Below are 20877 nucleotides of genomic sequence, written 5' to 3' on the forward strand. Positions count from 1 at the left end.
GATCGCCGAGGAACGGGCGGTCGCCACGACGGGCCCCTCCACGACAGCCTGACGCGATGACCGTCTCCTCCATGGGGAGGCGGACCCTACGGTCGATCCACCTAAAGCGTTCGATGCAGCAGCGCCAGCCAATTGGCGTGGGACAGCTTTTCCAGCAGCGGCCGGTCATAGCCATGATCGGAGAGCGCCTGAAGCAGCTTCGGCAGGCCCGTCACGTCGTCGATCACGTCGGGAGTCGTGCAGCCGTCATAGTCGGAGCCGAAGCCGAGATGGTCTTCCCCAAGCCGTTCCAGGAGATGGTCCATCTGGCGCAGGATCGGATCCCAGCCGGTTTCGGGCACCTGCCGCCCGTCGGGCCGCAGGAACGAGACCGAGAAGTTCAAGCCCACCATGCCGCCGCTGTCGCGGATCATCGCCAGCTGCCGGTCGGTCAGGTTGCGCGACGAGGGGCAGATCGCATGGGCGTTGGAATGCGTGGCGACCAGCGGGGCGTCGGAGAGGCGGGCCACGTCGTTGAACCCGGCCTCGTTCATGTGGCTGAGGTCCAGCATGATCCGCAGCCGGTTGCATTCCTTGACCAGCCGCTTTCCCGCTTCCGTCAGCCCCGGCCCGGTATCGGGTCCGGACGGAAAGGCGAAGGGCACGCCGTGGCCGAAGATCGTCGGCCGCGACCAGACCGGCCCCAGCGACCGCAAGCCCATGGCGTGGAACAGGTGGAGCGAATCCAGGCTTTCGTCGATCGCCTCGGCGCCTTCCATGTGCATGATCGCCGCGATGGTTCCCTCGGCCAGGCAGGCCCGGACCTCGGGCGCGGTGCGGCAGACCTTCAGCGCGCCCTGCGAGGCGCGTTCCATCCACAGAAGGTGGCCCGCCGCCGTTGCGGCAGGCGTGATCGCGCTGGTGAAGGGGATCGGGTCCGGCAGCGGCAGATCATAGGGCGGGTTCTGCATCAGCGCCTGGTAATCCGGATCGTTATGCGCGGTCGGGGAGGGAAGGTAGATGGCAAAGAACCCGCCGGCAAACCCGGCGGCCTGCATCCGCGGCAGGTCGAGGTGACCCTTGCCCTCGCCGGTCAGGAAGATCTCCTCGCGCCGGGCCGGGTCCAGCAGCAGCCGGAGCAGAAGGTCGTTGTGGCCGTCGAATACCGGGATCATGAGGTGGGCTCCGTGGTGCCGTCCAGCATCCGGTCGGCGCTGGCGTCGAACAGGCTGCGGGCATAGGCGGTTGTCATTCTCGCATGGGCGAGATCGTCGCGCGTGATCTCTTCCACGCTGCGGCCATGCTGCAGGACCATGATGCGATCGCACATGTGGTCGATCACGGCCAGGTCGTGCGACACCATCAGGAAGGTCAGCCCCTGTTCGGCGCGCAGGCGGTTCAGAAGGTTCAGGACCTCGGCCTGGACCGAGGCGTCAAGCGCGCTGGTCGGTTCGTCCAGCAGCAGGATCTTCGGTTTCAGCATCAGGGCGCGCGCGATGGCGACGCGCTGGCGCTGGCCGCCCGAGAGCTGGTGCGGATAGCGGAAGCGGAAGGCGGGCGGCAGCCCCACCTCGGTCAGGGCCTGGACCACCCGGGCATCGGCTCCCGGCAGTCCGTGGATCGCCAGCGGTTCCGACAGGGTGCGGTCGATGGTGTGGCGCGGATGCAGGCTGGCGTAGGGATCCTGGAAGACCATCTGCACCTCGGTCGAAAAGGCGCGGCCGCGTGGCGTGGGCACGGGCCGTCCGCCGATGCGGATGCTGCCGCCCGTGACCGGCGCCATGCCGCAGATCGCCCGCAGGATCGTGGATTTGCCCGACCCGCTTTCGCCGACAAGGCCATGGCTTTCGCGCGCCTCGACCGACAGGCTCACACCCTCCACCGCGCGGACCTCGCGGCCCTTGGAGCGGAAGGCAACGGTCAGGTTCTCGATCTCGATCAAAGCTGTCATGGTCAGATCCCGGCCCGGTCCAGAACCGGCAGGGGACCGCGCGGGCCGCCGATCCGGGGGAGGCAGTTCAGCAGGCCCCTGGTATAGGGATGCCGGGCCTCCAGAAGATGGGCCGCCTCGATTTCCTCCACGACAAGGCCCTTGTGCATCACCAGCACCCGGTCGCAGAAGCGCGCGACGAGGCGCAGGTCGTGGCTGATGAAGATGAGGCCCATGCCCCGGTCCCGCACCAGCCCGTCCAGGATCGACAGGACCTCGGCCTGCACCGTCACGTCCAGGGCGCTGGTGGGTTCGTCGGCGATCAGGAGGTCGGGCTCGGGGATCAGCATCATCGCGATCATCACCCGCTGGCCCATCCCGCCCGAGAGTTCGTGCGGATAGGCGTCCATCACGCGCCTTGGGTCGCGGATCTGCACCGCCTCCAGCGCGGCGATGGCCTTGGCGGCGGCATCCGCCCGGCCCAGCCCGTCGCGCAGCCGCAAGCCTTCGGTCAACTGGCGGCCGACGGTCATCACCGGGTTCAGCGAATATTTCGGGTCCTGCATCACCATGCCGATGCGCTTGCCGCGGAGCGCGCGCATCTCGCGTTCCGGGGCGTGCAGGATGTCCCGGCCGTCGAAGGTCATCGCATCCGCCTCGATCCGGCCGGGCGGGCGCACCAGGCGCAGCACGGCCCGGCCCGTCATCGTCTTGCCCGAGCCGGACTCGCCCACGATCCCCAGACGCTCATGCCCGAGCGAGAACGACACGCCCCGCACCGCCTGGACCTGGCCGGTCTCGGTCGCGAAGGTGACGCGCAGGTTCTTGACCTCCAGGAGATTCATCGCGCGGCGCTCCGGGGATCGAGCACATCGCGCAGGCCGTCACCCAGAAGGTTGAAGCCGAGGCTCACGATGAAGATCGCGAGGCCCGGCATGGTGGCGACCCACCATTGCTCGAAGAGGTATTTGCGGCCCGACGAGATCATCAGCCCCCATTCCGGCGTGGGCGGCAGGACCCCGAGGCCGAGGAAGCCGAGGCCGGCCGCGATCAGGATGACGCCCGCCATGTCCAGCGTGACCCGGATGACGACCGAGGGCAGGCACATCGGCACCACATGCCCCGCGATGATCCGCGGGGCGGAGGCGCCCTGAAGCCGGATCGCGGCGATATAGTCCGAGGAGCGGACGGTCAGCGTCTCGGCCCGCGCCACCCTTGCATAGGGCGGCCAGGCGGTCAGAGCGATGGCGAGGACGGCGTTCTCGATTCCGGGGCCCAGGACGGCGACCAGGGCCAGCGCCAGGATCAACCGGGGGAAGGCCAGGAAGATGTCGGTCAGGCGCATCAGGGCGGCGTCGATCCAGCCGCCGAAATAGCCCGCGACGGTGCCGATCAGCAGGCCCAGGACCGGGGCCGTGACCGCCACCAGCGCGATGATGTACAGCGTGATCCGGGCGCCATGGATGATGCGCGAGAAGATATCGCGGCCAAAATCGTCAGTGCCCAGCAGGTTGCCGGGGGTGCCGGGCGGCAGAAGCCGGCGCGAGAGGTTCTGGGCCAGCGGGTCGTGCGGCGCGATCAGCGGGGCGAGGATCGCCACCAGGAGAAGAAGCCCGACGATGACCAGCCCCGCCATCGCCAGCCGGTTGCGCCGGATGCGCTGCCAGGCCAGCCAGGCCTGCCCCAGCCGCGCCTGCCGCCGCGAGGCGGGGTTCGGGTCGCTCAGCCATGCCCGCAGCGCCGTCATGCCCGCGCCCTCGGATCGACCAGCCGGTACAGAATGTCCGACGCCATGTTCAGCGTCACGAAGGCGACGCCTACCACCACGGTCCCGCCCAACACGGCGGGCATGTCGGCGGCAAAGAGCGCATCGGTGATATAGCTGCCAAGGCCCGGCCAGGCGAAGATCGTCTCGGTCAGGACCGAGCCTTCCAGCAGGTAGGCGTAGGACAGCGCGATGACGGTGATCAGCGGCACGGCCACGTTCTTCATCGCATGGACCCAGATCACACGCCACTCCGGCATCCCCTTCACGCGGGCGGTGGTGATGTATTCCTGGCCAAGCTCGTTCATCATGAAGCTGCGGGTCATCCGGCTGATGTAGGCCATCGAGACATAGCCCAGAAGCCCCGCGGGCAGGACGATATGGCTGACCGCGTTGCCGAACACGTCCCAGGCGCCGTTCAGCGCGGCGTCGATCAGGATCATCCCGGTGTAGCTGGTCAGGGTGAACTCCATCATCATGTCATAGGTCGGGTCCAGCCGGCCGGGCCCCGCGACCCAATCGAGTTGGCCGTAGAAGACCAGAAGGCCGATCAGCCCCAGCCAGAAGACCGGCATCGAATAGCCCATCAGCCCCACCACCCGCACGACCTGGTCGGCAATGCTGCCGGGCCGGGTGGCAGCCAGTACCCCGGCGGGCACCCCGACCAGCGTGCCGAAGATGGTGCCGAGCGTGGCAAGCTCCAGTGTCGCGGGGAAATAGCGCGCGATCTCGGAGGTCACGCTTTGGCCCGTGCGGATCGAATTGCCGAGGTCGCCCTGCACCGCATCCCTCACGTAGATGAGGAACTGTTGCCAGAGCGGCAGGTCGAGCCCCAGCTTGTCGCGGATGGCGGCGATCTGGGCCGGGGTCGCGCGTTCGCCGACGATCGACAGCACGGGGTCGGTCGGCACGACGCGGGCGATGACGAAGGTGATCAGAAGCAGTCCCAGCAGGGTGATGGCCAGGGTGCCAAGCCCAAGCGCGACCTGCCCCAGAAGGGGAAGCAGGCGGCTGCGCGGGGACGGTACGGGGATTCCGGTCATGCAAGACTTGGGCCGCCGCCGGATTCGGCGGCGGCCCTATCGCTTACTTGGTGACAGTCCAGTAGGACGCCGAGTCGGTCGCCCCACCGGCATAGAAGCCCGCCACATTGGCGCGCATCGCGTCCTGCCGCGCCTGCTGGAACATCATCACGAAAGCCGACCCGTCGCGGTGCTTGCGCTGGATTTCCTCATACATCGCCTTGCGTTTTTCGGTGTCCTTCTCAAGCACGGCCGCCTCGGTCATCGCGTGCAGCTCGCCCGGATCCCATGCCGTCCGCCAGGCGAGGTAGCCGGTGTTGCCCGCCTCGTCGCTGTTGTCGGGGTTCATCGCGAAGGTCGAGGCGTTGGTATGCGGGTCAGGATAGTCCGGCCCCCAGGTCTGGATCGTGATGTCGTGCTGGCGGGCGCGATACTTCTCCAGCACCTGCGCGCCGTCTCCCACGTCGAGGACCAGGTTGATGCCGATCTGCGAGAAGGTGTTCTGCAGCGAGGTCGCAATGTCCAGACGCTCCGGATTGTTGCGGACCGTGAGGCCGACTTCCAGCGGCAGCGTCACGCCCGATTCCGCCAGAAGCGCCTTGGCCTTTTCGACGTCCAGGCTGTAGGGCGTCTCGGTCAGCGCGCCGAGGAAGCCCTGCGGCAGGAAGGCCTGGTGCACGACCCATTGGCCCTTCAGGATCGAGTCGGTCATGCCGGCATAGTCGACGGCCCACCGCATCGCCTCCTGAACCTTTGGGTTGGCCAGTTCCGGCTTCTTCTGGTTCAGCGCCAGATAGTAGATCTGCCCGCCCACGTCGTTCTGCACGGTGATATCGGCATTGCCGGCCAGCCCCTCGATATCGGTCGGGGTCAGCTCGCGGGCAATGTCGATGTCGCCCTTCTCCAGCAGCAGCCGCTGTGTCGCGCCTTCGGGGATGTGCTGCATGAAGACGTTCTTGATCTTGGCGTCGCCGCGCCAGTGGCCTTCCCGCGCTTCCAGCACATAGCCTTCGTTCGGCTTGAACGACTTCAGCACATAGGCCCCGGTTCCGGCGCTGTTCGACTTCAGCCAAGCATTGCCCATGTCGCCCTCGACCTCGTTCGCCATCACCGTCTTGACGTCGACGATGTTGGCAACCCCCGCGGTCAGGCAGTTGTAGACGAAGGATGGCGCATAGGCCTTGTCGGTCTTCAGGGTGACGGTATCCCCCTCGAAGGTGATCGTCTGGTCGACATTCTCCGGCGTCAGGCCGAACTGGGTCAGGATGAAGGCGGGCGTCTTGTTCAGCTTGACGACCCGACGCAGCGACAGCGCCGCGTCTTCCGCCGTCAGCGGATTGCCGCTGGAGAAGGTGATGCCGGACTTCATCTTGAAGGTATAGGTCAGGCCATCGTCCGATACCGCCCAGCTTTCGGCCAGACCGGGCACCAGCTCGCCCGGCTTGGTGGGATCAAGCTCGATCAGGGTGTCGTAGACGTTGTTGTTCAGGTCGACGCCCGAAAACTCGAACGCCTCATGCGGGTCGATCGACACGATGTCGTCGATGGCATCGGCCAGCACCAGCGTATCGGCCGGCGTCTCGGCCATGAGTGCCATGGGTGCGGTGCCGGCCATCAGCGCGGCAAGGGCTGCCGCACGGCCGAATCCATGCTTCAGTTGCATCGTCCATCTCCCTGTGATTGTTCGCTGAGGAGCCGACAGGCGCCAGATCCTGTCCGGATTGGATGAAAGCGGCGGGCAGGAGTCAATGGCCAACCGTCGGCTTCAGCACGCGAATCTTCAGTGCCCATGGCGCGAGCGGGAATCCGGACGGATCCCGGTTGCGGACCCATTCCCGAAGGTGGTCATTTCCCGTAATACTCCCGGAACCATTCGACGAACCGGGCGATCCCATCCCGGAAATCCGTCTGCGGCCGGTATCCGGTCAACCGCTGCAACAGGCCTGCGTCGGCCCAGGTGGCGGGCACATCGCCCTTCTGCATCGGCATGTAGTTGCGGATCGCCGTCTTGCCGAGACTCTCCTCGATCGCATCCACGAAATCCATGAGCCGCACCTTGTCGGAATTGCCGATGTTCACGATCCGGAAGGGGGCGACGGGCGAGAGGCTGTCCCCCTCGGGCACGATTCCATCCGCCGGGCGCTCGGGCACGGCGTCGATCAGAAGCCGGATGCCGCGGACCAGATCGTCGACATAGGTAAAGTCGCGATACATGTCGCCGTGGTTGTAGATGTCGATCGGCCGGTCATCCAGGATCGCATCGACGAACTTGTAGAGCGCGAGATCGGGCCGGCCCCAGGTTCCATAGACGGTGAAGAACCGGAACATCGTGGTCGGCAGGTTCCACAGATGGGCATAGGCATGCGCCATGCTCTCGTTGGCCTTCTTGGTCGCCGCATAGATCGTGAGCTGGGTGTCGGCCTTTTCGGTCTCGGTGAAGGGCATCTCGGTATTGGCGCCGTAGACCGAGGAGGTGGAGGCCATGAGGAGATGCCGCACCTCAAGGCGGCGCGCGGCCTCCATCACGTTGAAGCTGCCGATGACATTGGCATCGAGATAGGCGCGCGGGTTCTCGAGGCTGTAGCGCACCCCGGCCTGGGCCGCGAGATGGATGATGATCCCGGGGCGGAACTCGTCCGCGACGGCATCGAGGCGCGCCTGATCCTCGAGCAACGCTTCGGTCGCGGTGAAGTTCGGGCTTTGCAACAGCATGGCATGCCGGCGCTGCTTCAGCGTGACGTCGTAATAGTCGGTCATCCCGTCATAGCCATGGACCCGGAACCCCTCGGCCAGAAGCAGCCGCGCGAGGTGGAAGCCGATGAACCCGGCGGTTCCGGTGATCAGCACGCGGCGCAGAGGGGCGTCAGTCATGGTGGTGTTCTCCTGAACAGGTGCGATTGTCATCCAACGGGGCGCGGTTTTAGACAAGGGGCGCAATTGCCCGGCGCTAGATGTTTGATCCGACGGCTTGATGGTGCGATCCTCTCGAGGGGAATGGAAGGAAGCACTATGGGGCAGGTTCGTCACGGGAGCGCCACGACCACGTTCGCCGTCATAGCTGCGATACAGCGATCGCACGCCGAAGGCCCGCCCGCCATCGTTCGGGACTGAGGGTCCACACAACTGGCCGGGAACTGGGCATCGATCCCAAGACGGTCGCCAAGTGGCGGAAGCGGGCGACAGTCGCCGATCGCAAGACCGGGCCGAAGGCGCCACGCTCAATATGGCCGAGGCGGAGGAGGCGATGATCGTCGCCTTCCGGCGCCATGCGCTGCTGTCGCTAGACGGCTGTCTCTATGCTCTCCAGCGTCGATCCCGCATCTGACCCGCTCTGCTCTGTGCCGGTGCCTGCAGCGGGGAATGGGGCCGCCGTTTAAAGAGCGCTATTGACTCGAAGACCGCCTCGGTTCGTGCGTCTCTCGCTTACACGTCAGCGCTCCGGTGATCCCAAGGGTTTGGTTAAGAGCCGTTTCTCCAAGAAAGCATCAAACCACACCACCATCGCCGCTTCATGCCATGCCGTCAGCAGATCTTGTTCCTCGCGGGTTTGCGTGCCGGTTCGCTGTAGGTGGCGGCGTCGGATTGCCGCCTTCAACATCCGCGCCGATCCCGACAGTGCGAGATCGGAACCGCTAATGACTCGTCTGATAATAATCTTGCGCTCTTTTGCTTTTTCAGCAATCAGGAAAATCTCCAAAGAGACAATCGATGACTAAATGCGCTCCTAGACCGATCGCTCCAGAAGGCAATACAGCTTTAGTATATCAAACAAAAGGATAACGGTATGATCCGGAAACCTGACACATCGAAACTGCTCGGCTTCAAACTCAATAGCGGCGCGGCGGTTGCAGACAAAATCGGCGTTAAGGGCGGAAGCGCCTGCTGATCGCGCAGCAGGCACTCCTGTCTTGGCACTGACGTGCCCCGCGTTTGGTGGGGCACTAACTCAGGGTTTGAAATTGTTTGAAAACGGACTGATTTGGAAAAGCTTGCCCAATGCTAACTGGTTAATGGCAACGGAATTTGACGCCATGACACCTGCGCTTTATGATGACATGGTGCTGCGCGAACTAGGGCGTTGCCTGCAAGACCGTGGGGAACTAGACGCAATGCGCGTCCGCCTTGCTGAAGCCGAAGTGCCCCGTAGCAGGGCACTGCATGACTGAAGTGAAACCCCCGTACCTTCAGGAAATCATTCTTCATATCGGTATGCACAAGACCGGATCGACCGCGATCCAGTCGGCTCTGGCGGGCTATGATCGTGACGGCGCGCGCTATGCGGATTTGGGCAGAGCCAACCATTCGGTCCCGCTGATGTTCGCGTTCGATCGCGAAACTACCTGCGAAACAAGTTCGTGGATCAAGCATTTCGGCTTCACGAGGGATCTGTGCAGCCGACTGGCCTCTAACGCTCATGTAGCACTTGATCGGGAGCTGTCGCTGGACCGCCGAATGCTGATCTTTTCCGGGGAGGCCCTTTCCGTCTGGTCTGAACAGGCTGTTCTGGCCCTTGCCCACCGTCTGCATGGCTGCGCCGAGATAATACGCGTGATCGCCTATGTCCGCGATCCTGTCGACTACGCGAATGCAATCGTCCAGCAACGGGTCAAAACGCGCGCGCCGCTTTTGCCGCTGCCTTCGCGATATCAACAAAGCCTTGGGGCCTACATGACTGCATTCGGACACGATCAGGTCCATTTGCGGCGCTATGACCGCAGCCATTTTCTTCATGGATCGGTGGTTGCGGATTTCGCCGGACAGATCCGAATTGCCGGCGTGGAACACAACATTCAGTCCAACGAAGCCGCATCCTTTGATGCGATCCGGTTGCTGCACCTGTTGGCCAGGCACATCCCGATTCCCGTGGGCCACCCCCGTCTGGTCCAAGGCTGGCAGCGTCTTTGTGACTGGATTCAGACAGCCTTGCCCGGACCAACCTTGCGGCTTCCGGATGATCTGGCGCGGTCCTTGGTGACCAGGGACGATATCGCCTGGCTGGACCAGACTTTCGCGATCCGATTTGACTCCGAAGGGCATCCCGACATGCCGACGCCGGACGAAGCGTTGGACGCTGCAATCCGGTCGTTCCTGCTGGACGGTGTCGAAGACCTGCGGGACCGCCTTGCCGGGGCGATGCGGCGCTGTGCGATCCCGTTCGATCACGGCGATAGTGCGCTGAACCTGATGTCGCGGGCCTATACCTATTTTGTCTTTGATGCTGAGCCGACCGATGGGCGCAAATGACGAAAACGGCGCAATTTGCAGAAATGGACGCGGCATGCTGGCCAACCTGACCGAGGTCAAACTCGTCCTTGCGATGCATCGGTCGGGCAGTTCGCTCTTGACGGGCGCACTTCAGGCCGCCGGTGCGGGCCTTGGCCAGTTCGAGGATTCCAGGAACTGGGCAAATCCGTCCGGTTATTTCGAGAACCCCGTGATCCGCGACTTCGGCGATGCCCTTCTGGCCCGATTGAACGCCAGTTGGGACAACTGGGGTTTTCGTCCCGACGCAGCCGAACTTGCCGGTCCTGCCTTTTCCGATTTACGCCACCGCGCAGTCGACCTGTTGCACGAGGTCAATACGACTGCCGATGGCCCCCTGCTGATCAAAGACCCCCGTATCGCCCAGATTCTGCCGTTCTGGGAGCAGGCCCTGTCCGAGGCGGGTATCGCCCGCCGGCGTCTTCTTCTGGTCAGGGATCCGGCCGAGGTCGCAACCAGCCAATGCGCCCGGGCCGCGCGTGCGCCGAAATGGCATCCCTGTCTGCGGCACCCGGAGCCGGTCTGCGCCTTGTGGGCCCAGACCATGCATACGGTGCTGACCAGTCTGGGCGATGATGCAACGTTACTGATCCTGCACGACGACCTTTATCGCGCGCCTCGGGACACCGCGCTGGCCGCCGCACAGTTTCTGGGCATGGACCCGAAAATCGAGGCGTTGGACGCATTTCTGGCGACACAGTTCTCGGCAGACCTGCGCCGCTCGCAACCGGCTTCGGGGCTTGGCATGTGGGGGAAACTGGCCAGACAGATTTTCCACGATCTGGCGCAAATCTCTGGCCCGCGCATCCTGACGCGGAACGAGGCGCAAGATATCGCAAGGCGGCAGGTCGAGTTGGTCGGCATCCAACCCTGTCTGCCTGCTGTGCAGCAGAGTCTGGCTGCCGTGCGAGACCAGGTGCCGCCCCCCGTTGCGCAACCCGCGCCGGCCCCACCGCAGCAGAAGTCCACCAACGGCACTTTGCGCGCCGCGACCCGCGATGCCATCAGCCGGTTTCTTTTTGTGCAAGACAAGCCGGAACACGTCGACCTTGCCTTTGTCCTTGGCAGCCCGGCCGTCAATAGCCTCTTCCCGGCACTTGCTCTTTTTCAGGCCAATTTGATCAAGCACATCCTGATTTCGGGAGGCGGACCGACAAGCGGGGGCATTCCCGAATGGATGCTTTACCGCGATCATGCCGTGGACGCCGGTGTGCCGCCCAAGGCTTTGCTTCTGGAAAAATACGGGCGCAACACACTTGAGAATTTCGCGTTCGGGGCAACACTGGTCGAGCGGGAAATCGGCTGGACGACGCTTTCCTCGATCGGTATCTGCGCCAAGCCCTTTCACATGCAACGCGCCTTGATGACGGCGCGGCGCTTCATCCCCGCTCATGTGCGCCTTCTGGCCTTTCCGGCAGAGCATCCCGACAACCTGTCCCGGACCTCATGGGCCGATACCCCAGCCGGCACCAAAAGGGTTTTGCAGGAATTGGGCAAGATCAGCAAATATGCCCTTCAAGGAGATTTCGATGCCGACTGAGACCGGCAAGGTGTTGCTGATCGGGATCGGCGGCAGCGGAATGTTGCCGCTGGCACTCTTGATGCAAGAGGCAGGCCATCGGGTCGAAGGGCTCGACCCCGCCCTTACCCCAGCACGGCGCGACCTGCTGCAAGGCCGCGGCATCGTGATCCATGACGGAACTTCGCCCGAAATTCTTGCCGAAGTGCAACGGGTCATTGCCAGCCCCGCCGTGCCGCAGCACCATCCCTTGCTGCGCGCTGCGCGGCGGGACGGGAAAGAGATCGAATGGCGGCCGGAGGCGCTGGCCCGTCTGCTGCGGGGCCGCCGGTGCATCGGCGTTGCGGGCAGCCACGGGAAGTCCACGACGACCGCGATGCTGATCCACATCCTGTCGCAAGAGGCACCGGACACCGGCTGTTTCCTCGGGGCCGAAGTCGCAGGCACAGCACCCGCACGCTGGGGCGATGCCGGTTCGGAGTTCGTATTCGAGGCCTGCGAGGCCCATGGCGCGCTGTCGGTCTGGCAGCCGGCTCATCTCGTGCTGACAAACCTCGATGACGATCACGCCGCGCATTATGGCGGTCAATCTGGCCTGGAGGCCGCCTTTCTGGCGCTTGCCCGACGCGTTCCTGTCAATGGCAGAGTGGTGGTCTGCGGGGATGACCCCAAACTGCGGGCGCTGATCGCGCAACTGGATCGGCTGACGGTGACCTATGGCTTCAATCCTGACAATCTTCTGTCCGCCCGCGCACTCGCGACCGGACAGACAGGCCTGGTCTGGGCCGGACAAAGCCTTGGCCCCCTGCATATGCGCCTTCCCGGGCGACACAACCAATTGAATGCTATGGCCGCGATTGCAATGGCTTGCGAAAGGGGCGTCCTCCCAAGGCGCGCCCTTGCGGCCTTGGCAACCTTCAAGGGCGTCGACCGCAGGTTGCAAGACGTGGGTCATGCCGAAGGCCCGCGCATTCTGGAAGATTTCGCCCATCATCCGACCGAAATTGCCGCATCGATTGCGGCACTGCGGGGCACCGGCGGGCGCGTGGTGGCCGTGCTGCAACCGCAGCTTGGCAGTCGCGTGCGCGACATGGCAGGGGCTTTCGCGCAAGCACTGGCGCAGGCCGACTGGCGGCTGGTCCTGCCCGTCGAAACACTCGGAGAAACGGTTCGGACCGGGGAAGCCGACAGGATATTGGCCGAAGCCTGCGCCACGGCAGGGTCGGACATCGACCCGGTGGCCAACCTTCCCGATCTCCTGCGCCAGTTGAAGGCGGGCGTCCGGCCCGACGATGTGGTGATAGTCATGGCGGGCCGGTCGGGCGAGGGGCTGGCACAGCAGATCGCCGCCGCCTGCGCATCCCTCGAGCGGACGTCAGAGACCGCCTCGGTCGTCTACGGGCGCAAGACAACCTTGGCCGACAATCTGGTCGACGCCATCGCGACCCGCGCCCATACCAGACCCGGCGCCCCCGCCGTCCAGATGGGACGGCGCAAACTGACCTATGGTCAATTGATGGCCCGTTCGCACGATCTGGCGATAGCCTTGCGGACCAAAGGAGTGGCGGCAGGTCAGCCGGTTGCCGTCTGCCTTGGCCGCAGCCTTGACCGTGTTGTGGCCTTTCTTGCTATCCTGCGGCTGGGAGCGGTCTATCTGCCGGTCGACCCGCATCAGCCGGCAGAGCGGATCAAGATGATGCTGCAGGATTCCACGACCCGCCATGTCATCGTGAACGCCGCAAGCCCCGCCCTGCCAGACCTTGGCCTTGCGCTCGTGAACTGCGGCAGCATTGCCGACAGGGATTTCAGACCCGCCGACCTTGCCCGGCTTGCCTTGTCGGGTGCGCCCCCGGGCCCGCAGGACGCGGCCTATCTGATCTTCACTTCGGGCAGCACGGGACGCCCCAAGGGCGTCCTGGTGGAACATGGCAATATCGCCAACTTTGCCGCCGCCGCCGCCAAGCATTTCGCGATCACGCCAAAGGCGCGGGTGTCGCTTGTCACGGGGTTCGGCTTTGATGTTTCGGTGGGCGACATGGCCATGACGCTTGCCGCGGGCGGTTGCCTTGTGCTGCCGACCGATATCGAGGCGCTGCCCGGCGCGGCAATGGCGCGGTTCCTGCGGCAAAGCAGCATTTCGCATCTTTCCACGACGCCGTCGACGCTGACCACGATCCCGGCAGGGGATTTTCCCGATCTGGCCTGCGTCATCGTGATCGGAGAGGTTTGCCCTCCCGCCCTGGTCGGGAGATGGGCCAAGGGCCAGCGGTTTTTCAACGCCTACGGGCCGACCGAGGCCACCGTCGAGGCCACCTTTGCCGAATGCCGCATCGGCGCGCCCGTGACCATCGGGCGCCCGTTCGACAATATGGCGGCCTGCGTCCTGGACGCGGCACACAGGCCCGTGCCCCGTGGGCAAGCGGGCGAGCTGGGCCTTTTCGGCCTTGGTGTGGCGCGCGGATATCTGAACCAGCCCGACCGCACGGCGGCGCGCTTCGTCATGGTCGGTATGCCCGACGGCACCGAACAGCGGGTCTATCTGACCGGCGACCGTGCCGTCATGGATGCCGGAGGCGAACTCCGGTTTCTGGGGCGGCTTGATGACCAGATCAAATTTCGTGGCCACCGGATAGAACCCGGAGAGATCGAGGCCGTTCTTTGCGATTTCCCGATGATCCGCGAGGCAAGCCTGTCGAAAACCGCGACCGGCCAGACCGAACGGCTGATCGCCCATGTGGTGCTGCACCCCGAGGTGCAGGCGCTGGATCATGCGGCGCTGAGGACGCATCTGGATAAGCGGCTTCCGGCCTATATGCACCCCGCCGTGATCCTGCCGATTGCCGCATTTCCCTGCACCGCCAATGGCAAGCTGGATCGTTCCGATTTGCCCGTGCCGCCTGCCGTTCTGGTTCCGGCACCGGGGCGGACGCCTCACAGTGCGACGGAAAGGCGCTTGCTAGAACTGCTGCGTGACACCGACAGCGGGATCGCGGTGCAAGGTGTCCGCGAAAGCCTGAGCGACGCGGGCTTGGATTCCCTCGGGCTGGCGGGCTTTATCATGAGCATCGAGTCCGATTTCGGGATCATCCTGGATCTGTCGCTGGACGCGGGTGGCGATACGATCGAGGCGCTCGGGATCGCCGTGGAGCAGCGCAAGCTGATGCAGCAGGCTGCTCCCGACGGCGATCATGGTGACGCATTGGCTGCGGCGCTCCGCCCTTACCTGACGCTTTGGCCCGGCGCGCGCAGGGGCATGGAGGGATTGGTCCATGATCTTGCCGCGGCACCGCCGACCGCCCCTGCGCTGTTCTGGTGCTTTCAATCCGGCGACGAATTCGCTTCACTGACGGCCGCTCTTGGCGCACGGGTCCGATTGTTCGGACTGCGCTCGGGCCATCTTGTGTTTGACTACGACGCCCGGACGGTCGCGGCATTGGCCGCGCTTTACGCCGACGAGATCGCATCCGTTGACCGGCACGGCATTCTGACCTTGGGCGGCAATTGTCAGGGCGGGATGGTGATGGCCGAAGTGGCGCATGAGTTGCGGCGGCGGGGGCGGCAGGTGGCCCTGACCGTGCTGATGGAACAGGGCCGCTTCCATCCCCTATCGGGCGAGGTGCTTTTGCTGTTCGGTGCCCGAAGCTACCTGAATCCCTACGGTCAGATCGAGGCCCCCGAGCGCCTGTTCCGGCAGGCCTTTGGCGACGGGTTCCGCGTCTGCATGTTGCCGGGCGATCATGGCCAGTATTTTCAACAGGCCAACGTAGGCGCGCTGGCGGATATCCTTGTGGCGCGGATCAATGATTGCCTGTGTGGCAATGCGCAGACATCGACAGCGGCGCGATAGCTTGGGAAGGTGCGGAATGTGGGACAGCCTCGATCTCTTTCGGAATCCAAAGACCAAGGCCGATGTGGCGCTGATCCGCAGCAGCGGCCTGTTCGACCCGCACCATTACCGCGTCAAACGGGGCCTGCCCAAGGCCTCCGAGGATGACCTGATCCGCGACTACCTTGCAAACTGGCAAACCGCAGGGGTCGAGTCTGCACCGCATTTCGATGGCGAAACCTACTGGCAGCGCCATCTTGGCGGAAATACAGACCTGCCGCCGCTAGTACATTTCCTGCGAATCGGCTGCGAACAAGGGCTTAACCCGTGGACCGAGGCCGCCGTGCTGACTTGGCAAAAGCCGTTTCTGGATGATCCCGACCTTGCGCTTTCGGTCGTGGCGCAGGCCAAGGGTGCTTGGTCCCAACTGTGGACCGGCGCGCGGGTCGCGGTGCATGTCCACCCGCAAAGCCATATCGTGTTCCACGAATTCCAGTCCATGCTTGTTGCCGCATTCCGGCATCTCAGCATGGCCGCCGAACCGGCCCAAGCCGGTTTCGAAGCGCCGGCCGACCTACGGATTATCATCGCGCCGCATGATTTCTTCTATCTCGAACCGCGTATTGACGCGACAAGCGTGGACCTCAAGACCTGCATCCTGTTCAACACCGAGCAAATCCCCTCGGTCTGGTTCGGGCGCTCCTACCGGTTCTTGCGGGCGGCGGCGGGTGTGCTGGATATCAACCTTCAGACTGCCGCCTGCCTGTCGGAATTGGGCCTGACGGTGCGGTTCCTGCCCTTGGGCCGGATCGAAGGCTTTCCGCTGTTTCAGCCGACCCTGCCCATTTCGGCGGAATACGCAGAGTGGAGCGGCACCGAAGCAGGCGGCACCATCGACGCCTGTCGCCCACTTGCGGAACGGCCGATTGACATGCTCTGGATCGGATCAAACGCGCGACGGCGGCAGGCTTTTTGGGAAGGGGCGAAGCCGGTGTTTGACCAACACGCCAGCTTTGTAAGGTTGGTGAATGTAAAGGGCGCGCTGAAAACCGAACATCCTGACGCCATTTCAGGTTTGGCCTTTGCCGCGCTGGCGCGTCAAAGCAAGATCCTGCTGAACGTCCACCACTTCGATGCGCCCTATTTCGAATGGCAGCGGCTGATGCATTTTGGCTTCCTGCAAGGTGCCTGCGTGGTCAGCGAAACGCTCAGCCAAATTCCTGCCCTGCAACCCGGCACGCATTATCTGCAAGCCGACATCGCCCAACTTCCCGCCTACGTCGATTGGTTGCTGAGGGATAGCGAAGGGCAGGACACGCTTGAGCGGGTCAGGGTGCAGGGTCAGACGGCGGCGACGCGGCACTACGATCTGCCGCGTACGCTGGCGGCGCTGTTTCTTGGCCGATAGCGCAAGCTGTGTCCGCCAAGGCGCGCAACATGTTCCACAGTCCATGGATGCCCCCTCCGATTGCCCAAAGTCTCTTTCCTCGTCGTCGGGGCGCAGAAATCTGGGACCACGACCCTGCACCATCATCTGGCGCAGCAACCGGATCTCTACCTGCCGGGCTGCAAGGAAGTGCATTTCTTTGATGGTGACAGCCGCGATTGGTCCTCTCCCGACTACCGCGCCTATGAGGCGTTCCTCACCGCCGCCGCATCGACGCAGATCTGCGGCGAAGCAACGCCCGCCTATATGGTCCATCGCCGGTTTCTGGAACGTATCCGTGCCTATAATCCCCAGATGCGCTTGATTGCCGTGCTGCGCCATCCTGTGGAACGGGCATGGTCGAATTGGCGGATGCTTGTGACACAAGGCGCCGAGACGCTGCCCTTTGCTCAGGCAATCCGGGACAGGCGAAACAGGATTGCGAAGAACTGGCGCGCGTACAGCTATGTCGAACGCGGCTTTTATGCCGATCAGATTGCCAATATACTGGACCTCTTTCCAGCAGGAAACTGCCATTTCCTGCTGACCGAGGACCTAGCGCGGGATCCAACGGCCGCGATTGGCGGCACCTGCGCCCTTCTGGATTGCCCGTCGCCTCGGCTGCCAGTCCAGCCGAAAGTGGTCAAACTCTTGGAAAGCCGCAACCTTGGCCCGCTTTCGCCTAATGAGTTCGGTCTGAACAAAGCGGTCAGGCGGCCCTGAAGGTCTGATGTTGCCGATCTTGAGGAGTTTGTGCGGTCCACAGGGCTGCGATGATCGAGGGAAGCCAAGCCCTGAGGTGCGCCAGGATCTTTCGGATGTTGTGCCCGCAGGCGCAGAGGACGGCAAAGAGGGCATCGCCTATCGTGCCTTTCAGCGGGCATCGCGACAGGAGACCGTCGGTCTTCATGTGGCCGATTTCAGCCTCGATGGCGCTTCGGCACCGGAGGTCAACAATCAGCCTGGGCGTCAAGCCGCATCGACTGCCGCTGATCAGGACGCGGGTTTTGTCTTCATCGTGGCCCTTGTAGCCGCGATCGACGACAGCCAGATCGGGACGCTGGTCGGTGAGGACCTCGACCTGACCCAGCGTTTTCCTCAGGGTGTGACCGTCGTATGGGCTACCCGGAAAGCTGCGCATGCCAACCACGAAGCCCTCGTCCAGCGTGGTGGCTACACCGACCTTGCAGCCAAACTCATAGCGGACGCGGGCTTTGCCCTTGGAGATGCAAGCGACCTCGGGCTCATGCAGGGCATAGATCTTGTCGCCGCCCTTGGGCTGCTGATGCAGGAGTTGCGAGACCAACGCGAGCTTGGCGATGACCCGATCCCGCAGGCCTCCCTCGGGGATGTCCGCAAGGTGGCGCCTGAGATCCCGCATCACCCGTCCCGTGTAGCCCTTGAGCTTTTTCAAGGCCTTGCGCATCCGCTTGAATTGCCTGGCGTGGGCATAGCGGCCCACCTGCAGCGCGAGCCGTGGCGCAAGGCGGGCGTAGCTGCAGGTCCACCTCTGCCTCCTGCGCCAGGTCCACCAGCTGTTCTTGCGCCCGCTCGTAAAGCCGGGCTTCCGTGGGATGGGTGATGTTCTTCTCCATGACCGTCGTATCGATTGCGACGCGCTTGATGCTGTCCTCGTCGATGGTGCCGGACTTCTGCCCAGCCTGGATCGTCAGGGTCAGCAGCCATTCGACGGCATCTTCCCCGATCCGCCCACGCCAACGGGTCAGAGACGAGGGATCGATCGGCAGCCGGTGCTGGAAGAAGACCTCACAGGTGAGGTGCTGGTAATGTGGGTTCTCGACCCAGCGGGCGACCACCGCCTTATCCGACAGGCGATAGGCATGCTGGAGATACAGCAGACCGGCACCAGCCGCGGTTCTGTCGCGGGCCTCCTCTTGTGGGACGGAAAGAAGCCGGCCCACTCCCGCTCGAAGACCTCCGAGTCGATCAGCGCCGCCAATTTCACGAGCTCGTGCCGCGGGTCGATCATATCAACCAGCCGCGGGCGCAGCAGATCATCCTGTTCCGGGAGGCGCTTAATAGACTGAACCGAAATTGCAGGGTTTCGACCAAAAACATAAAAATCCTGCGGGAAAAGGCAACACAAAACGCCTAAATACGCCAAGAAATCAATGGGTTGGAATTTGTCCAAGGCAAATTAACTAGGTGTTCAGTCCCGGCATGTGGTGGATTGGGCTCAGGATGAATCTGTCTGGCTCTGATGTCCATATCTTGCAGATGTATTCGTAGGGGGTTGAGGCCGTTGAGGGTCTTGAGCCTGCGCGCGAAGTTATAGACCGCCATGAAGTCGGCGAGGTGCGTTCGCAGCTGGTCATGACTGTCGTAATGGAAGCGTTTGACGGTGGCCTCCTTGATCGTGCGGTTCATCCGTTCAACCTGGCCGTTCCAAGGATGGTTGGACTTAATCAGCCTGTGCTCGATCCCGTTTGCCTCACAGATCATGTCGAAGCGCATCGCCGGGAGTAGATGGTGTTCCGATTCGGAGGCTGCTCTGCGAACTGAATGCCGTTATCGGTGAGAATGGTGTGAACCCGATAGGGCACGGCTTCGAGCATATACTGAAGGAACTCCCAGGCTGTCTTCCTGTCGGCTTTGTCGATGAGTTGGGCCACGGCGAACTTGCTCGTGCGGTCGATGCCGACAAACAAATGTAGTTTGCCTTCAGCGGTCTGAACCTCGGCAATATCGATATGGAAGAACCCTATGGGATAGCGTTTGAACTTCGATCGCTTCGGCTTGTCGCCCTCCACATGAGGCAGGCGCGAGATGCCATGACGCTGCAGGCAGCGGTGCAGCGCAGATCATGGCCATGCTGGACACTCAGGTCGGTGGCCTTGAGCGATGGATCGAAAGCGTAATCGCGGGGGAAGAAACTTCGGCCGTGAAGGCAAGGCTACTGCTGTCCATCCCTGGGATTGGCCCCGTTTCTGCGGCCATGCTGATCGCGGGAATGCCGGAACTCGGACGGATGACATCCGGCGAAGCCGCGGCCATGACCGGGCTTGCACCCATCCCACATGACAGTGGAACAATGCGAGCAAGAGAGCAATCGCAGGAGGTCGGCGCGCACTGCGGCATGCCCTATTTCAAGCGGCACTGGCTGCAGCCTGTCACAATCCCGCCCTGAGGCCCGTCGCACAGGGCCTAAAGCTGCGAGGCAAGCCCCACAAACTGGTCATCGTCGCCATCGCCCGCAGGCTCCTCACAATCGCAAATGCAGTCCTCAAAACGGGCGTCCCATGGCAGCCTCACCGCGGCCGATAAACACAGTTGCTAGGCCCAAAGCCTGACAGTGCCGCAGACTTTACCCTGCCCTGCCCTGCTCTGTCTGGTCGGGGTATTCTTTGGCGGCTTTCCGATCAGCGCCTGAGCCTCAGGGTCGGGTCAGCGCGCTGGCAATCTGGCGCACCGCGCTATCGGCGGCAAAGCTGCGCGCAAAAAGCCCGATGCAGCGCCGCGACAGGTCTGGGTCGCTGTCAATCTGGGCCAGAAGCGCCAGACAGCCGGCCTGCAAATCCCTGAGCTGATGGCTCTCGCAGACAGCCCCGACCCCCTCGCGGCGCATGATCTCCGCCAGATCATTGCCCGCGTTCACATTAGCCAGCACCGGCAGGCCGCTTTGCATATAGGTCAGGAACTTGCCCGGGATGTTGTGCGATTTGTGGCGCGGGTCCAGCGCCACAAGCCCCGCGTGACATTGCGCATAAAGATCGGGGATTTCATCCGGGTCGATCTCGTCATGGAAAAGCACATTGTCGAGGCCCCGCGACGCCACCTCTTTGGCCAGCCGCGCCGCATCGCTGCCGCGCCCGACAAAGAGAAAGCCCAGATCGCGCCGCTCTTGCAGGCTTTGGGCCAGATCAAGGAGGACATCCATGCTCTGCGCCACGCCCATGTTGCCTGCGTAGACAAAGACCTTGCGCCCCGAAAGCGCGGTGTCCTTGACCCGGATGCGGCAGGGCATCTGCCCCGGCGCATCCAGCCAGTTCCGCAAGACCTCTAGGCTCCAGACTCATTGAGTTTCAGAGCCAGAACATGACGGTTGCTGCGAGGGCGATAGCGGAGAAGAAGGTTTCCGGGCATCTGTCGTATCGGGTGGCAACGCGTCTCCAGTCCTTCAGCCGGCC

15 protein-coding genes and 4 pseudogenes are annotated in these 20877 nt (G+C 63.6%); 7 read left to right on the plus strand and 12 right to left on the minus strand.

Translation table 11 applies throughout. The features are described 5' to 3' along the window. Positions 1-101: 101 nt before the first annotated feature. The 7 genes from I7S92_RS21490 to I7S92_RS21520 all read right to left on the minus strand — a co-directional run bounded on the left by I7S92_RS21490 (position 102) and on the right by I7S92_RS21520 (position 7552). Positions 102-1154 (minus strand): dipeptidase, encoded by a 1053-nt coding sequence (locus tag I7S92_RS21490; protein ID WP_197647558.1) that lies wholly within the window; start codon positions 1152-1154, stop codon positions 102-104. Then, positions 1151-1930: an ABC transporter ATP-binding protein gene (locus tag I7S92_RS21495; RefSeq protein ID WP_197647559.1), complete on the minus strand. Its 780-nt coding sequence runs from the start codon at positions 1928-1930 to the stop codon at positions 1151-1153. Before I7S92_RS21495 ends, I7S92_RS21490 begins: the two co-directional genes overlap by 4 nt. A gap of 2 nt (positions 1931-1932) precedes the next feature. Beyond that, positions 1933-2754: an ABC transporter ATP-binding protein gene (locus I7S92_RS21500; protein WP_197647560.1), complete on the minus strand. Its 822-nt coding sequence runs from the start codon at positions 2752-2754 to the stop codon at positions 1933-1935. After that, positions 2751-3656 (minus strand): ABC transporter permease, encoded by a 906-nt coding sequence (locus tag I7S92_RS21505; RefSeq protein ID WP_197647561.1) that lies wholly within the window; start codon positions 3654-3656, stop codon positions 2751-2753. Before I7S92_RS21505 ends, I7S92_RS21500 begins: the two co-directional genes overlap by 4 nt. Next, complete coding sequence (locus I7S92_RS21510; protein ID WP_197647562.1) at positions 3653-4717, minus strand: ABC transporter permease; 1065 nt, start codon at positions 4715-4717, stop codon at positions 3653-3655. Before I7S92_RS21510 ends, I7S92_RS21505 begins: the two co-directional genes overlap by 4 nt. A 43-nt stretch (positions 4718-4760) precedes the next feature. Then, complete coding sequence (locus I7S92_RS21515; RefSeq protein ID WP_197647563.1) at positions 4761-6359, minus strand: ABC transporter substrate-binding protein; 1599 nt, start codon at positions 6357-6359, stop codon at positions 4761-4763. A gap of 182 nt (positions 6360-6541) precedes the next feature. After that, the gene (locus I7S92_RS21520; protein WP_197647571.1) at positions 6542-7552 is read right to left on the minus strand and encodes an NAD-dependent epimerase/dehydratase family protein; all 1011 of its coding nucleotides are present in this window, start codon (positions 7550-7552) and stop codon (positions 6542-6544) included. 153 nt (positions 7553-7705) lie between these two features. Between I7S92_RS21520 and I7S92_RS23270 the strand changes: the two are divergent. Continuing rightward, positions 7706-8053 (plus strand): annotated as a pseudogene (locus tag I7S92_RS23270) (IS481 family transposase); the annotation flags it as partial. 73 nt (positions 8054-8126) lie between these two features. Here I7S92_RS23270 and I7S92_RS21525 read toward each other — a convergent pair. Beyond that, positions 8127-8393, minus strand: coding sequence for a hypothetical protein (locus tag I7S92_RS21525; RefSeq protein WP_197647564.1), 267 nt, complete (start codon positions 8391-8393; stop codon positions 8127-8129). Between the two features lie 461 nt (positions 8394-8854). Here I7S92_RS21525 and I7S92_RS21530 point away from each other — a divergent pair, with 461 nt between their 5' ends. The 5 genes from I7S92_RS21530 to I7S92_RS21550 are packed head-to-tail and all read left to right on the plus strand — an operon-like array spanning position 8855 to position 17452. Continuing rightward, positions 8855-9940: a hypothetical protein gene (locus I7S92_RS21530; RefSeq protein ID WP_197647565.1), complete on the plus strand. Its 1086-nt coding sequence runs from the start codon at positions 8855-8857 to the stop codon at positions 9938-9940. Between the two features lie 34 nt (positions 9941-9974). Beyond that, positions 9975-11498, plus strand: a complete 1524-nt coding sequence (locus I7S92_RS23275; protein ID WP_242070342.1) for an ElyC/SanA/YdcF family protein — start codon at positions 9975-9977, stop codon at positions 11496-11498. After that, positions 11467-15324, plus strand: a complete 3858-nt coding sequence (locus tag I7S92_RS21540) for an amino acid adenylation domain-containing protein (RefSeq protein WP_242070343.1) — start codon at positions 11467-11469, stop codon at positions 15322-15324. Before I7S92_RS23275 ends, I7S92_RS21540 begins: the two co-directional genes overlap by 32 nt. Before the next feature lie 16 nt (positions 15325-15340). Continuing rightward, positions 15341-16711: a hypothetical protein gene (locus tag I7S92_RS21545; protein ID WP_197647566.1), complete on the plus strand. Its 1371-nt coding sequence runs from the start codon at positions 15341-15343 to the stop codon at positions 16709-16711. A 60-nt stretch (positions 16712-16771) separates the two neighbouring features. Beyond that, on the plus strand, positions 16772-17452 hold the full coding sequence (locus tag I7S92_RS21550; protein ID WP_197647567.1) for a sulfotransferase family protein: 681 nt from the start codon (positions 16772-16774) through the stop codon (positions 17450-17452). Here I7S92_RS21550 and I7S92_RS21555 read toward each other — a convergent pair. Together I7S92_RS21555 and I7S92_RS21560 are read right to left on the minus strand one after the other, a co-directional pair. Next, a pseudogene (locus I7S92_RS21555) lies at positions 17439-18719 on the minus strand (IS5 family transposase). The gene I7S92_RS21550 and the pseudogene I7S92_RS21555 sit on opposite strands and share 14 nt — an antisense overlap. 172 nt (positions 18720-18891) lie before the next feature. Next, positions 18892-19551: pseudogene (locus I7S92_RS21560) on the minus strand (DDE-type integrase/transposase/recombinase); the annotation flags it as partial. 2 nt (positions 19552-19553) lie between these two features. On the opposite strand from I7S92_RS21560, the gene I7S92_RS21565 reads away from it, so the two are divergent. After that, complete coding sequence (locus I7S92_RS21565; protein WP_197647568.1) at positions 19554-19877, plus strand: transposase; 324 nt, start codon at positions 19554-19556, stop codon at positions 19875-19877. 246 nt (positions 19878-20123) lie between these two features. Here I7S92_RS21565 and I7S92_RS21570 read toward each other — a convergent pair whose 3' ends face one another. Together I7S92_RS21570 and I7S92_RS21575 are read right to left on the minus strand one after the other, a co-directional pair. Then, entirely contained in the window at positions 20124-20714 is a 591-nt protein-coding gene (locus I7S92_RS21570; RefSeq protein ID WP_197647569.1) for a glycosyltransferase family 4 protein, read from the minus strand. A gap of 58 nt (positions 20715-20772) precedes the next feature. Next, positions 20773-20877: pseudogene (locus tag I7S92_RS21575) on the minus strand (IS5/IS1182 family transposase); the annotation flags it as partial.

The sequence above is a fragment of the Tabrizicola soli genome (assembly GCF_015999335.1).
Classification (GTDB): domain Bacteria; phylum Pseudomonadota; class Alphaproteobacteria; order Rhodobacterales; family Rhodobacteraceae; genus Tabrizicola; species Tabrizicola soli.

Excerpts from the sequence above, each read along its gene's own strand:
- I7S92_RS21490 (WP_197647558.1), bottom strand. The coding sequence starts at position 1,154 with ATGATCCCGGTATTCGACGGCCACAACGACCTTCTGCTCCGGCTGCTG.
- I7S92_RS21495 (WP_197647559.1), bottom strand. The coding sequence starts at position 1,930 with ATGACAGCTTTGATCGAGATCGAGAACCTGACCGTTGCCTTCCGCTCC.
- I7S92_RS21500 (WP_197647560.1), bottom strand. The coding sequence starts at position 2,754 with ATGAATCTCCTGGAGGTCAAGAACCTGCGCGTCACCTTCGCGACCGAG.
- I7S92_RS21505 (WP_197647561.1), bottom strand. The coding sequence starts at position 3,656 with ATGACGGCGCTGCGGGCATGGCTGAGCGACCCGAACCCCGCCTCGCGG.
- I7S92_RS21510 (WP_197647562.1), bottom strand. The coding sequence starts at position 4,717 with ATGACCGGAATCCCCGTACCGTCCCCGCGCAGCCGCCTGCTTCCCCTT.
- I7S92_RS21515 (WP_197647563.1), bottom strand. The coding sequence starts at position 6,359 with ATGCAACTGAAGCATGGATTCGGCCGTGCGGCAGCCCTTGCCGCGCTG.
- I7S92_RS21530 (WP_197647565.1), top strand. The coding sequence starts at position 8,855 with ATGACTGAAGTGAAACCCCCGTACCTTCAGGAAATCATTCTTCATATC.
- I7S92_RS23275 (WP_242070342.1), top strand. The coding sequence starts at position 9,975 with ATGCTGGCCAACCTGACCGAGGTCAAACTCGTCCTTGCGATGCATCGG.
- I7S92_RS21540 (WP_242070343.1), top strand. The coding sequence starts at position 11,467 with ATGCCCTTCAAGGAGATTTCGATGCCGACTGAGACCGGCAAGGTGTTG.
- I7S92_RS21545 (WP_197647566.1), top strand. The coding sequence starts at position 15,341 with ATGTGGGACAGCCTCGATCTCTTTCGGAATCCAAAGACCAAGGCCGAT.
- I7S92_RS21565 (WP_197647568.1), top strand. The coding sequence starts at position 19,554 with ATGGCCATGCTGGACACTCAGGTCGGTGGCCTTGAGCGATGGATCGAA.
- I7S92_RS21570 (WP_197647569.1), bottom strand. The coding sequence starts at position 20,714 with ATGCCCTGCCGCATCCGGGTCAAGGACACCGCGCTTTCGGGGCGCAAG.